This is a genomic window from Polaribacter sp. 2405UD43-2, from assembly GCF_058147125.1.
Window position 1 is genome coordinate 396,274 of the sequence record NZ_JBYVJX010000001.1, and the last position, 15,304, is coordinate 411,577.

A 15,304-nucleotide genomic window follows, 5' to 3' on the forward strand; every position below is an offset into this window, starting at 1 on the left:
ATTACTTTTGGTTTTTAATGATTAATTCTGAGGCAATTTTACCAGAAATTAATGCAGGTGGCACTCCTGGACCTGGAACTGTTAATTGCCCAGTAAAATATAAATTCTGCACTTTACTACTTTTTATTTTAGGTCTTAAAAAGGCGGTTTGCAACAGCGTATTTGCCATTCCGTAAGCATTTCCTTTATAAGAATTGTACTCTTTTTTAAAGTCTTTTACACAAAATGATTTTTTAAATAAAACGTATTTTTTTACTTTTTGGTTTGTCAATCTCTCAAACCTATCCATAATTTTATGAAAGTACTTTTCTCTTAATGCTTCTGTATCTTCAATTCCTGGAGCTAATGGTATCAAGAAAAAACCTGCTTCTTTTCCTTCTGGTGCAGAAGTTACATCTGTTATTGATGTAAAGTTTGCATAAAATAAAGGATCTGTTGGCCACTTAGGATGGTCGTAAATTTCTTTTGTATGTACATCAAAATCTGTATCAAAGAAAAGTGTATGATGGCTTACATTTTTTATTTTTTTATCGAAACCAACATAAAATAAAAGTGATGATGGTGCAAAGGTCTTTTTATTCCAATATTTTTCTGAATATTGTTTAAAATCCTTATCTAACAAAGTTTCTGTATGATGATAATCTGCGCCACTTAAAACTAAATCTGTTTTAATTTCTTTTCCGTTAACCAATAAACTTTTAACTGAATTATTTTCATAATCAATTAGAATTTTTTCAACATTTGCATTCGTTTTAAAATTTACACCTAAACTTTCTGCCAAAGAAACTATGCCTTCAATTACTGAATACATTCCTCCTCTTGGATGCCAAGTTCCAAGCCCAAAATCGGCATAATTCATAAAACTATAAAAAGCGGGTGTATTGCTTGGTTTTGCTCCTAAAAACAACACAGGAAATTCTAAAATTTGAATTAATTTTTTACTCTTAATATTTTTTCGAACTTGCTTTCTTATGGTTGAAAAAAATTGAGAAATTCTAGTTATTGTTTTAGTATTTACCAATTCTAAAGGCGAAACTCCTGGTTTATAAACTAAATCTTTTATAGCTGTTTCATAATTAGACTTTGCAGCATCTAAAAATGCTTTTAAGTGTTTACTACTTCCTTTTTCTTCATTTTCAAAAAGAGCGTAAATTTTATCTAATTGGCTAGAAATTTTGAGGGAATTACTTTTTCCAAAATAAACTTCATATCCAGGATTTAACTTGTCTAGAATGTAATAATCTGAAGGCTTTTTATTAAAATCAGCAAAAAAACGTTCAAAAACATCTGGCATCCAATACCATGAAGGCCCCATATCAAAAGTAAATCCGTCTTTTTTATATTGTCTTGCTCTACCACCTAAAGTATCATTTTTTTCTAAAACAGTGACTTTATACCCAGCTTTTGTTAAATAACAAGAAGCTGCTAAAGAAGAAAAACCCGAACCAATTATATAAACTTTTTTCACGATTTATTTATTTTGTTTAACAAATATACAAAAATATTAAACAAAATAAAATTTAGCAAAAAAAATTATAGTTCTTTTAACAATTCTGATACAGAGTCATAAAATTCTATTTTAGAAGAATATTTATTATTTTTTACTTGTTCTGTTTTTCTACCCAAAGCAATTAATTGATGATTTGTATTTTGTAAAGCTTTATCTATTTCTTTAAAATAATTTTCAATTTTATTATCATAAGGCATTACTGTTAATGATGTTATAAAACAAATATCTTTTCCGCTTCTAAAAAAATAATCTAGATTATTAATTGGCAAACTTTGACCAAGGTAAATAGTGTAATTACCTCGTAAAGTTAATTCGTAATTTAAATACAATAAACCTATTTCATGTATTTCATTATCTGGTAGAAAAAGTACATAAGTTTTGGCAGAATTAACAACACTATATTGTAACTTTTCTGTATTTATTTGAATTTTTTGTGATATTAAGTTTGATATAAAATGTTCATGAGCAGGCAATAAAGTATCTGTTTGCCATAATAAACCAATGTGATTTAAAAATGGAATAAAAACATCTTTAAAAATTTCTCTAAATGTTTTTTTATGCAAAAGTTTGGTATAAGTATTATTGAATAATATTTTATCAAACTGAAACATTGATAACTTTAAAGAGTTGATAGCTTCATTATCTATTGCTGCGTTAAAAGCAATTTCTTTAGATTTTAAAAGCAACTCATCATCAGTCATTTTTGCAATCTTAGAAATCTTATAGTTATTATTATTTAATAAAACAATATTTAATAGTTTTTGTAAATTTCTGTTAGAATAATATCGAATATTGGTATCTGTTCTTTTAGGTTGCAACAAATTATATCTCTTTTCCCAAATACGAATGGTATGTGCCTTAATACCAGAAATATTTTCAAGGTCTTTAATAGTAAAATCTTGTTTAATATTGTTCAATATATTTTGTTTTGTGTTGAACAAATTTATAAAAAAAACATTGAAGAAAATATTTTTTATCAAAAATGTAACAATTCATACTTTTACGCTACTTATAGATAACTAACTAATTTATACAAGTGCAGAAAGGTTTAGAAACTAAATTTTTATCGGACTTTGAAAAAAACCAAAATATAGCACATAAAATTTGTAGAGTTTATACTACAAATCAAAGCGCTCATAATGATTTGTTTCAAGAAATAACTATTCAGCTTTGGAAAAATTACCCAAAGTTTAGAGGAGATTCTAAATTTAGTACATGGATGTATAGAGTTGCTTTAAATACAGCTATTTCTTTGTATAGAAAATCAACAAGAACAGTAAAAACACAAGACATCAGTGATTTTGCTTATAAGATAAAAGCAACAGATTATGATAATACAGAAGAAATTCAATTAAAAGCTTTATACAAAGCTATACATAAGTTAAACGACATAGATAAAGCTCTAATATTCTTATACTTAGAAGACAAACCTTATAAAGAAATTTCTGAAACTTTAGGTATTTCTAGCGTAAATGCAAGAGTAAAAATGAATAGAGCCAAAGAAAAATTAAAAAATATATTAAACCCATAACTTATGGATTTATTAGATAAGTATAAAAAAGCGTGGAGTAATCAACCAGAAGAAGAAAATAAACTTTCTGCTTTAGAAATTTACAAAATTGCGCATTCAAAATCATCTTCAATTGTAAAGTGGATTTTTATTATTGGAATTATTGAGTTCATTTTTTGGGCTGGAATAAACCTTATTATTCCTGATAGTTTTTACAAAGTTTATCAAGATTTAAATTTAATGGGCTTTCTTAATATTTTTATGATATTACATTATGTTATAATTATTGTTTTCCTGTTTTTATTTTATAAAAACTATAAGAGAATTTCTGTTGTTTCTAACACTAAAAAACTCATAAAAAGCATTTTACGGATTAGAAAAACAGTTAAATATTATGTATTCTATAATTTAGCAACCGTTTTTTTAGTCAGCTTAATTTTAAATATTACAATGTTTTCTGATGAAGATAAGTTAACTCAGATTATGAATCCTAATAATTTAGCTATGGATATTAACAAAATTATAACCATATCTATTATAAGCCAAATAATTGCACTAATTATATTTTTAGTTTTACTGTGGCTTTTTTACCAATTAGTTTATGGAATTTTATTAAAAAAATTAAACAGAAACTACAAAGAATTAGCTAAATTAGACAGCATAAATTAATTGTCTTATGAAAAAGTTTTTTCTATTATTTCTTTTAAGTTTATCCGTTTCAATATATGCTCAACAAAAATCTGATTTTTGGGATAATGTAAGATTTGGTGGTGGATTTACTTTAGGTTTTGGCTCACAAACCACTTTAGGAATTTCGCCAAGTGCAGTATACGATTTTAATAACGGTTTTTCTTTAGGAGCTGGGGTAACTTATATTTATAGCGAAGTTGCTGATTTTACTACCAATGTTTATGGCGCAAATATAATTTCATTATATCAAATTCCGAATGTAGGCATTCAATTATCGGGCGAATTTGAACAATCTTTTGCCAAACAAACTAATAGTTTAGGCAGTGTAAACACCAGTTTTCCTGCAATGTATTTAGGCGCAGCTTATAACAGTGGTAGATTTGCTTTTGGTTTTAGATATGATGTTTTATATGACAAGAACAAAAGTATTTATGCATCGCCATTTTCTCCTATTGTACGATTTTATTTTTAAAAATTTTTCAACGCATTTAAAAAGATTTGGTGCATTTCATCAGTATAATCTAAATGGGTAACAATTCTTACTCTACCTTCTCCCATTGGCGATAATAGAATGTTTTTATCTTTCATTTTATTGATAAAATTATCTGCTCCTATTTTATCATCAACATAAAAAATAATGATGTTTGTTTCAATCGACTCTACTTTTTTAATGTAAGAAACAGATTCTAAAACCATACCTATTTCTTTTGCTTTTTGATGATCTTCTGCCAAGCGTTCTATATGATTATCTAATGCATAAATACCTGCTGCTGCTAAAAAACCAGCTTGACGCATAGCACCACCTAATAATTTACGAATTCGTAAAGCTTTGGCAATATGTTTTTTAGAACCCAATAAAACAGAACCTACAGGCGCTCCTAAACCTTTTGATAAACAAATAGAAATGGTATCAAACAACGTTCCATATTGTTTAGGAGTTTCATTTTTTACCACTAAAGCATTAAACAATCTTGCACCATCTAAATGAAAAGCCAAGTTATTCTCTTTAGCTATTTTTTGTACTTTTTCTAATTCAGAAAAATCCCAACAAGCTCCTCCACCTTTATTAGTAGTATTTTCTATACAAACCAAACTCGAAAATGGAACGTGAATATCTGAACGCCCAGCAACAGCTTCTTGCAATTGTTTTGCTGTAAACATTCCTCTATTTCCGTCAATTAATTTACATGTTACTCCAGAATTAAATGCAGCTCCTCCACCTTCATAATTATACACGTGAGCGTATTTATCGCAAAATAATTTATCTCCTGGTTGTGTATGTAAATTTATTGCTGTTTGATTTGCCATTGTTCCTGAAGGAAAAAATAACGCATCTTCCATTCCAAAAAGTTTTGCTGCTTTTTCTTGCAATGCGTTTACTGTTGGATCGCTTTTAAAAACATCATCTCCCACTTTTGCATTTAGCATTGCAGACAACATTTCTTTTGTGGGTCTGGCTACTGTATCTGATATTAAGTCTATTATCATTTTATATTTTGATATTTATAATTGCTTCTAACAAGAAAACCATCAGGTATTTTTGATGCATTTTTTTCTTAAATGCTGTTAAATTCTTTACAATTTTATTCCCCGCTTTTTTAAAATGGACTACTACTCCACTTTCTAATTGTTCTCTATCTAAACCAATATCATTAAATCCTATTCCTTTCTGAAAGTGAGCATACATAAAGAAAATCAGTATTTAATTGATCTATTTGAAGAAAGATTTTATCAGAAAAATTATCATAATAAAACTTAAAATACCCATTGAATATTACAACCTCTTTTTTACCTTTAAAAATTGCGAAAATGAACTTAAAGAAATCAATAAAAAAAAGAAAAGAGTAGTTCGTTTTTTCATTTTAAAAAATATTTCTATAAATCTATAAAATATCTCTTAACTTTTAGAACAAGATATTTTAAAATTTCATTTATTTTTGTAGGAGAATGAAATTCTAAAACAAAAATTGCCACGAATTCACAAATTAAAAATAATTTTCACGCATAAAATTTGTGAATTTATGGCTTTTAAATATATGATTACACAAGACCAACTTAAAGATATTTCAACAAGAATTGAGAAGTTAAAATCTTATTTAGAGATTGATAAAAAACTCATTGAAATTGCTAATGAAGAAGAAAAAACTGCAAATCCTGATTTTTGGAACGATCCAAAAGCTGCAGAAGTTGTGATAAAAGAATTGCGTTTCAAAAAAAAATGGGTAGAAGATTATAAAAAAGCCATCGTTTTAAATGAAGATGTTAATGTCTTGTATGAATTCTACAAAGAAGGTGAAATTGATGAAAAAGAAATTACAGAACAGTTTGAAAAAGTTAGCACTTTTTTAGAAGATATTGAGTTTAAAAATATGTTGTCTGAAGAAGGAGATTCTTTATCAGCAACCATTCAAATCACTTCAGGAGCTGGCGGAACAGAAAGTTGTGATTGGGCAGAAATGCTCTTTAGAATGTACACAATGTGGGCAGAAAAACAAGGTTTTAAGTTAAAAACACTCAACTATCAAGCAGGAGATACTGCAGGAATAAAAACTGTAACTTTTGAAGTTGATGGAGATTACGCTTTTGGTTGGTTAAAAGGTGAAAATGGCGTTCATAGATTAGTGCGTATTTCGCCTTTCGATTCGAATGCAAAACGTCATACTTCTTTTGCTTCTGTATATGTATATCCTGTTGCAGATGATTCTATAGAAATTGATATAAACCCTGCTGATATAGAAATTACAACTGCACGTTCTAGTGGTGCTGGAGGACAAAATGTAAACAAAGTTGAAACGAAAGTTCAACTAACACATAAACCAACAGGAATTCAAATTCAGTGTTCTAACTCACGCTCTCAGCACGATAATAGAGCTACAGCTTTGCAAATGTTAAAGTCGCAATTGTATGAAATTGAATTACAAAAACAGCAAGCTGCAAGAAACGATATTGAAGCCAATAAACTAAAAAACGAGTGGGGAAGTCAGATTAGAAATTATGTAATGCATCCTTATAAATTGGTTAAAGATGTAAGAACTGTTCACGAAACTGGTAATGTAGATGCTGTTATGGACGGAAATATTCAACCTTTTTTAAAAGCCTATTTAATGCTAAATGGACAGAAATAATCTAAAACAACAGTATTTTTACAGTGTTTTATTTATCTTTTTTTTAATACTACCAAATCTACTACTTATTTGTATAGGAGAAGATTCTGCTGTGGGTAGTTTATTAAAAAAAGGTGTGTTTTTTCTTATTTCTTTGGCAATAGTAACACTTCCGTTAATAATTTTAAAACCTAAATATTATAGTTATTTAGTTATTTTATTTTTTCCTTTCACTGTTTTTGAAATATATCATATCATTCATTTTAAAACCCCAATATCAGAAGAAATTATTGCGTCTGTTTTTTTAACAAATTATAGTGAATCAAAAGAAATTTTACAATCTAATTTCATTTTTTTGATTGTAGTTATATGTACTTTTATTCTTTTAATTTGGGCTTCTAAGAAGATTAACAAATCATTTGCAATCTCCAGAAAAAAAAGAAAAATAATATTGTTTTTTTTCTGTTTCATTTTTATCTCTTTAGGAATTAGAAATATCAGGTTAGCCTATGATAGTAATAAGAAAAATTCAGAGATTGTTGGGTCTATTAAATACTCTTTTAGTGTGCAATTGAGAAAGAATTCTCCTTCTGGTTTTATTCTTAAAACCTTTCAAGTGTTTAGTGGTATTAAAAAAAAGAATGAATATTTATCAAATATTAAAGATTTTCGTTTTAATGCGATAAAAAAAGATACTACAAATAAAAAAGAGATTTACTTATTGGTTATAGGAGAAACCGCAAGAAAACATAACTTTCACATTTATGGGTATCCTAGAAATACAAGTCCTAATATAGATTCTATTAAAAATTTAATAGCATTTAAAAACGTAAGAACTAATGCCAATCTTACTTCTTTAAGTATTCCTTTTATTCTAACTAGGGCAACACCTAAAAAACCAGAAATAAAATTTAACGAATCAACAATTATTGATGCTTTTAAAGAGGTTGGTTTTAAAACATTTTGGATTAGCAATCAACAAATAGCAACAGGAAGTATTTTTAGATTGTATGCAGAATCTGCAGATACTTATATAAATGTATCTAAATCTTTAGATGCTGCTGGTTATGATGAAAATATCTTACCCGTTTTAGAGGATGTTTTAGAAGAACCCAGTGAAAAAAAGTTTATCATAGTTCATACTATTGGAAGTCATTTTAGATATAATTATAGATATCCAAAGCGTTTTAAATATTTTTTACCCACGCTAGAAAGAGGACTATCTATAGAAAATACCACTAATTATGAAAATAAAAAAGAGATTGTTAATAGTTACGATAATTCTATAATTTATACAGATTTTATTTTAAATGAAATCATCCAAAAATTACAAACAAAAAATACTAATTCTTTTATGTATTATATATCTGATCATGGAGAAAATTTATTTGATACGAATAAGAAAAAATTATTACATGGTTTTGAAACTCCTACAAAATTTGAAATAGAAATACCATTATTTATCTGGGCATCAGATGAATACAACAAAAACAATCTAAAAAAAATTGAAACATTAAATAAAAATATAAACAAAAAATTAGCTGCAACTAATACTTTTTACACGCTTTTAGATATGAGCAATATTACCTATCCATATTTTGAAAAAAATAAAAGCTTTGCAAATAAGAAGTTTGATTCTTTACAAGAATATTCTTTTTATACTGTTAATAAATCTGTAATAAAAATCGACTAAATGATAAAAATATACCACAACAATAGATGCAGCAAATCGCGCTGCGGATTAGAAATTTTAGAAAATTCTGGTAAAGAATTCGAAATCGTAAAATATTTAGAGAATGTTCCTTCAGAAAAAGAATTGACAGAAATTATTAAACGATTAAATATCTCTGCGATTCAATTAGTTCGAAAAAACGAAAAAATTTGGAAAGAAAACTACAAAGGAAAAGAATTAACAGATTCAGAAATTATAAAAGCTATGTTAGAAAATCCGAAATTAATTGAGCGTCCAATTGTAATAAATGGCAATAAAGCAGTAATTGGCAGACCTCCAGAAAATATTTTGACTATCATTTAACGCTAATTTTCTTTAACTTTTATTTAACTAATCCTTCTTAAACTTAACAAGAAATTTACAGTCTTAATTGAATAACTATTCAAAGACCCAAATGAAAAAAATTACATTACTACTTGTTTGTTTATTAACATCAACTTTTTTATTAGCTCAAAAATCAAGAAATAAAAAGGGCGTTATTTTTTCAGGTAAAGTTGTAGATTCAAACACTAATCAACCATTAGAATATGCAACCATCGTTTTAAAAAACACCAAAACTCAGAAAATTACTGGTGGAATTACTGATGCTAAGGGTAAGTTTAGTATAAAAACTCCTAAAGGAAATTATGAAATTAGTTTCGAATTTATTTCATTTAAAACAAAAAAAATCCCAACTCAATTTTTATCAAAAAATAAAAATTTTGGAGTTATAAAACTAGAAGAAGATGCAAGTAGTTTAGATGAAGTAGTTGTAATTGCAGAAAAATCTACGGTAGATATTCGTTTAGATAAAAAAATCTACAACGTTGGCAAAGATATGACTGTAAAAGGGGGTACAGCTTCTGATGTTTTAGATAATGTACCCTCTGTAGACGTAGACGCAGAAGGAACTGTAAGCTTGCGTGGAAACGAAAATGTTCGTATTTTAATTAACGGAAAACCTTCTGCTTTAGTTGGTTTAAGTGGCACAGATGCTTTAAGACAATTACCTGCTGATGCAATTGAAAGAGTTGAAGTTATTACTTCTCCTTCAGCTAGATATGATTCTGAAGGAACTGCTGGTATTTTAAACATCATTTTAAGAAAAGGCAAGGCTTCTGGCTTTAATGGTTCTGTAAATGTAACTGTTGGAAATCCACAAAATTATAGAACCTCTGTAAATTTAAATTTACGCTCAAAAAAAATTAATCTTTTTTCTAATTTTGGTTATAATGACAGGCTAAGACCTGGAGTTTACAATTCTGATATCACATATTTATCTAATGGAAATATTGATAGTATTAGAGTAGAAAATAGAGACAATAAAAGAATAAGAAAAGGATTTAATGGAAATATAGGACTTGAATATTTTTTAAACAAAAAAAGCTCTATTACAGGTACAATATTTTTAAGAGATTCTGATGGTAAAAATATTTCTACAAATAATATAAGTTCTTTTGATACTTCAAATAATAATCTATATAACTCTACTCGTATTCAAGATGAAGGTGAGATAGACAAAACACTACAATTTTCTCTGAATTATACAAATAACATTAATAAAAACGGACATAAACTAACTTTAGATTTTCAACACAGTGCAAATAAAGAAAACGAAAATGCGAATATTATAGATACTAGACCAGAAACAAATGCTACAAATGAACTTTCTATAAGAAATTTATTTCAAGTAGATTACGTGTTACCTATTGGTAAAAACTCACAATTTGAAGCTGGTTACCGCGGAAACTTTCAAGACTTAACTTCAGATTATTTAGTAATTGCTCCTGGTTTAGATGATCGATATAATCCGTCTAACAACCTAGAATTCGCACAAAATGTAAATGCTTTTTACACACAATTTGGCAGTAAAATAAAAAAATTTTCTTACCTGTTAGGCTTGCGTGCAGAAATTACTAACATCGATATTAAATTAATTAACACAAGTAAAACTTTTGATAAAAACTTTACAGATTTATTTCCAACTGTAAATTTCGGATACCAATTAACAGAAAATCAAAGCTTTACTTTAGGATACAGCAAAAGATTAAGAAGACCAAGATCTTACTTTTTAAATCCTTTTGAAAACAGAGCTAGTGAAACTGTTATTTTTAAAGGCAATGTAGATTTAGACCCAACCTATACAAACTCATTTGATTTAGGTTACCTTAATAAATGGGATAAATTAACTTTAAATTCATCTATCTACTACCAACACTCTATAAACAATTTTACAAGAGTTAACAGACAAGAAGTAAGATTAATTAACGGAAAACAAACCAATGTTTTAATTAGACAGCCCATTAATTTAGCCTCAGAAGATAGATCTGGTTTTGAGTTTACAGCAAATTATAGCGCAAGTAGAAAATTACGTTTTTCAGGAAGTTTTAACTTTTATCAATTTAAAACAAATGGAAAATACACCTACAATAGAACAGATCCTATTACCAATGCAATTACACCAATAACTCAAAATTTTTACACAAAAAACAATTCTTGGTTTACACGTTTTGATGCTAAAGTAACACTTCCTTATAACATTCAATCTCAAACAAGATTATTTTATAGAGGTCCAAGAAATAATGCGCAAAGTGATGTAAATGGTATTTTATCTGTAAACTTAGCTTTTAGCAAAGATATTTTAAAAGATAAAGCAACAGTGGTTTTTAATATTAGCGACCTTTTTAACACCAGAAAATATTCAGGTATAAGTTACGCCCCAAGTAGAGAAAACCCTACAAACATTACAGATCAAACCTTTAGAAGGGGTGTTCGTCAAATATCATTAAACTTTACATATCGTTTTAATCAAAAGAAAAATCAACGTAGAAAAAACTCTGATCCTAGAGAAGATTCTGGCGGAGAAGGCGAATTTTAAAATCCTTAATATTTGGGCGTTTTAACGGGCTTTCCATTATATCTTTTTTAAAAAAATTTAAAAAAGGATGTCATTTCAATCCCTAACGCACGCACTCAAACCCATAAAAAAACTCGATAACAAAAAATGTTATCGAGTTTTTTAAATTATATATTAAAATTTGTAATCTTAAATTTATAAAAACTACTCTTTTTCAGCAGCTTTTCTAGCTTCCTTTTTAAGTTTCATATTTTCCCAAATAGTACCGCCAATCCAGTAAGGAACTACAAATGTTAACAAGAAAATCAACAACCAAAAACCAGTTGTAAAAATAAACATAAATAAAACCAATCCTGAAAATTCTGAAAAATCTAACATTTGTCTGTTTTGAAAATTATATTGCAAAAATAATATTTATTTTCAAAAATTAAGCTTCAAAAAAATATTTTTTCATCAATAAATGATATTTATCAACTTTATGTGCAAATACTTTTTTGTAATTTTGTTCAATCTAAAATTTACAACTAAAATGACTAAATTCAGAATTGAAAAAGACACTATGGGTAAGGTAGAAGTACCTGCAGATAAATATTGGGGCGCGCAAACAGAACGTTCTCGCAACAACTTTAAAATAGGACCTGCTGCTTCTATGCCATTAGAAATAGTTTACGGATTTGCTTACTTAAAAAAATCTGCAGCATTTGCAAACTGTGAATTAGGAGTTTTAGCATCAGAAAAAAGAGATTTAATAGCACAAGTTTGTGATGAAATTTTAGCAAGCAAACACGATAATCAATTTCCACTTGTAATTTGGCAAACAGGTTCTGGCACACAATCTAATATGAATGTGAACGAAGTAATTGCCAACCGAGCACACGAAATTGCAGGAAAAGTAATTGGTGAAGGAGACAAAACCATTCAACCCAATGATGATGTAAACAAATCGCAATCATCAAATGATACTTTCCCTACAGGAATGCATATTGCAGCTTACAAGAAAATTGTAGAAACAACAATTCCAGGAATTACACAATTAAGAGATACTTTACAAGCAAAATCAGAAGCATTTAAAGATGTTGTAAAAATTGGTAGAACACATTTAATGGATGCAACACCTCTTACATTGGGTCAAGAATTTTCTGGTTATGTAGCACAATTAAACTTCGGTTTAAAGGCTTTAAATAATACTTTAAAACATTTATCTCAATTAGCTTTAGGCGGAACAGCTGTTGGTACAGGATTAAACACACCTGCTGGTTACGATATTTTAGTAGCAAAATATATTGCAGAATTTACAGGTTTACCATTTGTAACTGCTGAAAATAAGTTTGAAGCTTTAGCTGCACATGATGCATTAGTAGAAACGCATGGAGCCTTAAAACAATTAGCAGTTTCTTTAAATAAAATTGCCAACGATATTCGTTTAATGGCTTCTGGACCACGCTCTGGAATTGGAGAAATCATTATACCTGCCAACGAACCAGGTTCTTCAATAATGCCAGGAAAGGTAAACCCTACTCAATGTGAAGCTATGACTATGGTTTGTGCGCAAGTTATGGGTAATGATGTAGCAGTAACTGTTGGTGGCACACAAGGTCATTACGAATTAAACGTTTTTAAACCTGTAATGGCTGCAAACGTTTTACAATCTGCTCAACTAATTGGAGACGCTTGTAAATCTTTTGATGAAAATTGCGCTGTTGGTATAGAACCTAATCATTCAAGAATTACAGAATTAGTAAACAACTCTTTAATGTTAGTAACTGCATTAAATACAAAAATTGGATATTACAAAGCCGCAGAAATTGCAAATACTGCACATACAAACGGAACCACTTTAAAAGAAGAAGCTGTACGTTTGGGGTATGTTACTCCAGAACAATATGACGAATGGGTAAAACCAGAAGAAATGACAGGAAGTTTAAAATAAAAATATTACTTTTATAAACATCATAAAAGCTGCAAGTTATTGCAGCTTTTTTTAGCTAATAGAACAATAAGAAAATGAATAAACATAAAGAATTTATGAGTGAAGCTGTAAACGCAGCTTTAAAAGGAATGAATAATAACGAAGGTGGTCCTTTTGGTTGTATTGTTGTTAAAGACGGAAAAATAGTTGGAAGAGGAAATAATAAAGTTACCTCTACAAACGACCCTACTGCACATGCTGAAGTTACCGCAATTAGAGACGCTTGTAAAAACTTAAACTCTTTTCAGTTAGATGGATGTATTGTGTATACTTCTTGCGAGCCTTGCCCAATGTGTTTAGGAGCAATTTACTGGGCAAGACCAGATAAAGTTTTTTACGGAAGCAACCAAGCAGATGCCGCTAATATTGGTTTTGATGATGAATTTATTTATAAAGAAATTCCTTTACCATATGAAAAAAGAAGCATTCCTTTTGAACAAATTGGACGAAAAATTGCTCTAGAGCCTTTTAATAAATGGGCTGAAAAACAAGATAAAATTGAATATTAAAACTTAATTAAAAAAGTAGGACTTTTCTTACTAAAGATGTTTAATTTATGGGCCTATATCATACTTGAGTTGTTACCTTTACTGAGACATAAAATTTAAGGAGGTATGTTGCTAAAAAGATTTACGGAGATTTTTAATTTAAAAATTAATTATGATTATCGTTTTTAACGTAGATTTGTTTTAACAAACTTATCTGCTATTTATGACAACACTTTTTATCAACATAAAAGAACTTATTCAGGTTAGAGAAACATCAGTAAAAAAAGTTTCTGGTAAAGAAATGAGTCTTTTACCTACAATTAAAAATGCTTTTTTAATAGTTAAAAATGATACAATTTTTGATTATGGAAAAATGACAGATTTGTTAGAATGCTCTTTTGATAAAAAAATTGATTGTACTGGTAAAATGATTCTACCAACTTGGTGCGATCCTCATACACATATTGTTTATGCTGGCAACAGAGAACAAGAATTTGTTGATAGAATTAACGGTTTAACCTATGAAGAAATTGCCAATAATGGTGGCGGAATTGTAAATTCTGCAAAAAAACTTCAGCAAACTTCTGAAGAAGATTTATACAATCAATCTAAAACTCGTTTAGAAGAAGTAATGCATTTAGGTACTGGCGCAGTAGAAATTAAATCGGGTTACGGTTTAACTGTTGATGCGGAATTAAAAATGTTACGTGTTATAAAACGTTTAAAAGAGAATTATAACATTCCTATAAAAGCTACTTTTTTAGGTGCACATGCGTTTCCAACGGAATATAAAAACAATAAAGAAGGTTACATTAATTTAATTATTGATAAAATGTTGCCTAAAATTGCAGAAGAAAACTTAGCAGAATTCATCGATGTTTTTTGCGAAACTGGTTATTTTTCGGTTAAAGATACAGACCGAATTTTATCCGCAGGAAAAAAATACGGATTAATACCTAAAGTACACGTAAATCAGTTTACTACTATTGGCGGCGTGCAAGTAAGTGTAAAACACAAAGCTCTTTCTGTAGATCATTTAGAAATATTAAATACTGATGATATTGAAGCTTTAAAAGGAACGGAAACAATGCCTGTTGCACTTCCCTCCTGTTCTTATTTTTTAAGTATTCCGTACACACCTGCAAGAGAAATTATTGCTGCTGGTTTGCCAATTGCTTTAGCAACCGATTTTAACCCTGGCTCTACTCCATCAGGAAATATGAATTTTGTGGTTGCAACTGCTTGTATTAAAATGAAAATGACACCTGAAGAAGCTATAAATGCAGCAACTATTAATGGTGCCTATGCTATGAATTTATCTCATAAAGTTGGCAGTATTACCAAAGGAAAATTAGCCAACTTTATTATTACAAAAGAGATTTTGAGTTATGGAGCAATTCCGTACAACTTTGCAAATAATCAAATAGAAACTGTTTTTATAAATGGAAAAAAAGCATCGTTTTAA

At 28.6% G+C, this 15,304-nt stretch carries 15 protein-coding genes; 10 read left to right on the forward strand and 5 right to left on the reverse strand.

Annotated elements, in window-relative coordinates; genetic code table 11:
- Nucleotide 1: 1 nt before the first annotated feature.
- Both ACY2RX_RS02025 and ACY2RX_RS02030 read right to left on the reverse strand, forming a co-directional pair.
- Complete coding sequence (locus ACY2RX_RS02025; protein ID WP_490102521.1) at nucleotides 2-1,471, reverse strand: phytoene desaturase family protein; 1,470 nt, start codon at nucleotides 1,469-1,471, stop codon at nucleotides 2-4.
- Nucleotides 1,472-1,533: 62 nt separating this feature from the next.
- Nucleotides 1,534-2,427 carry a MerR family transcriptional regulator gene (locus ACY2RX_RS02030; protein WP_490102282.1) on the reverse strand — a complete coding sequence of 298 codons (894 nt, stop codon included), beginning with the start codon at nucleotides 2,425-2,427 and terminating at the stop codon, nucleotides 1,534-1,536.
- Nucleotides 2,428-2,546: 119 nt separating this feature from the next.
- Between ACY2RX_RS02030 and ACY2RX_RS02035 the strand changes: the two genes are divergently transcribed.
- The 3 genes from ACY2RX_RS02035 to ACY2RX_RS02045 are packed head-to-tail and all read left to right on the forward strand — an operon-like array spanning nucleotide 2,547 to nucleotide 4,182.
- Entirely contained in the window at nucleotides 2,547-3,041 is a 495-nt protein-coding gene (locus ACY2RX_RS02035) for an RNA polymerase sigma factor (protein ID WP_490102283.1), read from the forward strand.
- 3 nt (nucleotides 3,042-3,044) lie between these two features.
- Nucleotides 3,045-3,689 (forward strand): DUF8845 family protein, encoded by a 645-nt coding sequence (locus tag ACY2RX_RS02040; RefSeq protein ID WP_490102284.1) that lies wholly within the window; start codon nucleotides 3,045-3,047, stop codon nucleotides 3,687-3,689.
- A gap of 7 nt (nucleotides 3,690-3,696) precedes the next feature.
- Nucleotides 3,697-4,182, forward strand: coding sequence for a hypothetical protein (locus tag ACY2RX_RS02045; protein ID WP_490102285.1), 486 nt, complete (start codon nucleotides 3,697-3,699; stop codon nucleotides 4,180-4,182).
- On the opposite strand, the gene ACY2RX_RS02050 is transcribed toward ACY2RX_RS02045, so the two are convergent.
- Nucleotides 4,179-5,198: a threonine aldolase family protein gene (locus ACY2RX_RS02050; protein ID WP_490102286.1), complete on the reverse strand. Its 1,020-nt coding sequence runs from the start codon at nucleotides 5,196-5,198 to the stop codon at nucleotides 4,179-4,181. The genes ACY2RX_RS02045 and ACY2RX_RS02050 overlap by 4 nt on opposite strands.
- A gap of 1 nt (nucleotide 5,199) precedes the next feature.
- Nucleotides 5,200-5,397, reverse strand: a complete 198-nt coding sequence (locus ACY2RX_RS02055; RefSeq protein WP_490102287.1) for a hypothetical protein — start codon at nucleotides 5,395-5,397, stop codon at nucleotides 5,200-5,202.
- Nucleotides 5,398-5,746: 349 nt separating this feature from the next.
- On the opposite strand from ACY2RX_RS02055, the gene prfB reads away from it, so the two are divergent.
- The 4 genes from prfB to ACY2RX_RS02075 all read left to right on the forward strand — a co-directional run bounded on the left by prfB (nucleotide 5,747) and on the right by ACY2RX_RS02075 (nucleotide 11,403).
- Entirely contained in the window at nucleotides 5,747-6,835 is a 1,089-nt protein-coding gene (gene prfB, locus ACY2RX_RS02060; protein WP_490102522.1) for a peptide chain release factor 2, read from the forward strand.
- Nucleotides 6,822-8,507: a phosphoethanolamine transferase gene (locus tag ACY2RX_RS02065; protein WP_490102288.1), complete on the forward strand. Its 1,686-nt coding sequence runs from the start codon at nucleotides 6,822-6,824 to the stop codon at nucleotides 8,505-8,507. The genes prfB and ACY2RX_RS02065 overlap by 14 nt, the downstream gene beginning before the upstream one ends.
- Nucleotides 8,508-8,849, forward strand: a complete 342-nt coding sequence (gene arsC / locus ACY2RX_RS02070; RefSeq protein ID WP_490102289.1) for an arsenate reductase (glutaredoxin) — start codon at nucleotides 8,508-8,510, stop codon at nucleotides 8,847-8,849.
- A 91-nt stretch (nucleotides 8,850-8,940) separates the two neighbouring features.
- Complete coding sequence (locus tag ACY2RX_RS02075; protein WP_490102290.1) at nucleotides 8,941-11,403, forward strand: TonB-dependent receptor; 2,463 nt, start codon at nucleotides 8,941-8,943, stop codon at nucleotides 11,401-11,403.
- Nucleotides 11,404-11,586: 183 nt separating this feature from the next.
- Here the strand turns inward: ACY2RX_RS02075 and ACY2RX_RS02080 are convergent, their stop codons facing one another.
- Nucleotides 11,587-11,760, reverse strand: coding sequence for a hypothetical protein (locus ACY2RX_RS02080; RefSeq protein ID WP_490102291.1), 174 nt, complete (start codon nucleotides 11,758-11,760; stop codon nucleotides 11,587-11,589).
- Between the two features lie 151 nt (nucleotides 11,761-11,911).
- Between ACY2RX_RS02080 and fumC the strand changes: the two genes are divergently transcribed.
- The 3 genes from fumC (at nucleotide 11,912) to hutI (ending at nucleotide 15,304) form a co-directional block, all read left to right on the forward strand.
- Nucleotides 11,912-13,312 (forward strand): class II fumarate hydratase, encoded by a 1,401-nt coding sequence (gene fumC, locus ACY2RX_RS02085; RefSeq protein ID WP_490102292.1) that lies wholly within the window; start codon nucleotides 11,912-11,914, stop codon nucleotides 13,310-13,312.
- Between the two features lie 74 nt (nucleotides 13,313-13,386).
- Nucleotides 13,387-13,860 (forward strand): nucleoside deaminase, encoded by a 474-nt coding sequence (locus ACY2RX_RS02090; protein WP_490102293.1) that lies wholly within the window; start codon nucleotides 13,387-13,389, stop codon nucleotides 13,858-13,860.
- 202 nt (nucleotides 13,861-14,062) lie between these two features.
- Nucleotides 14,063-15,304, forward strand: a complete 1,242-nt coding sequence (hutI, locus tag ACY2RX_RS02095; RefSeq protein WP_490102294.1) for an imidazolonepropionase — start codon at nucleotides 14,063-14,065, stop codon at nucleotides 15,302-15,304.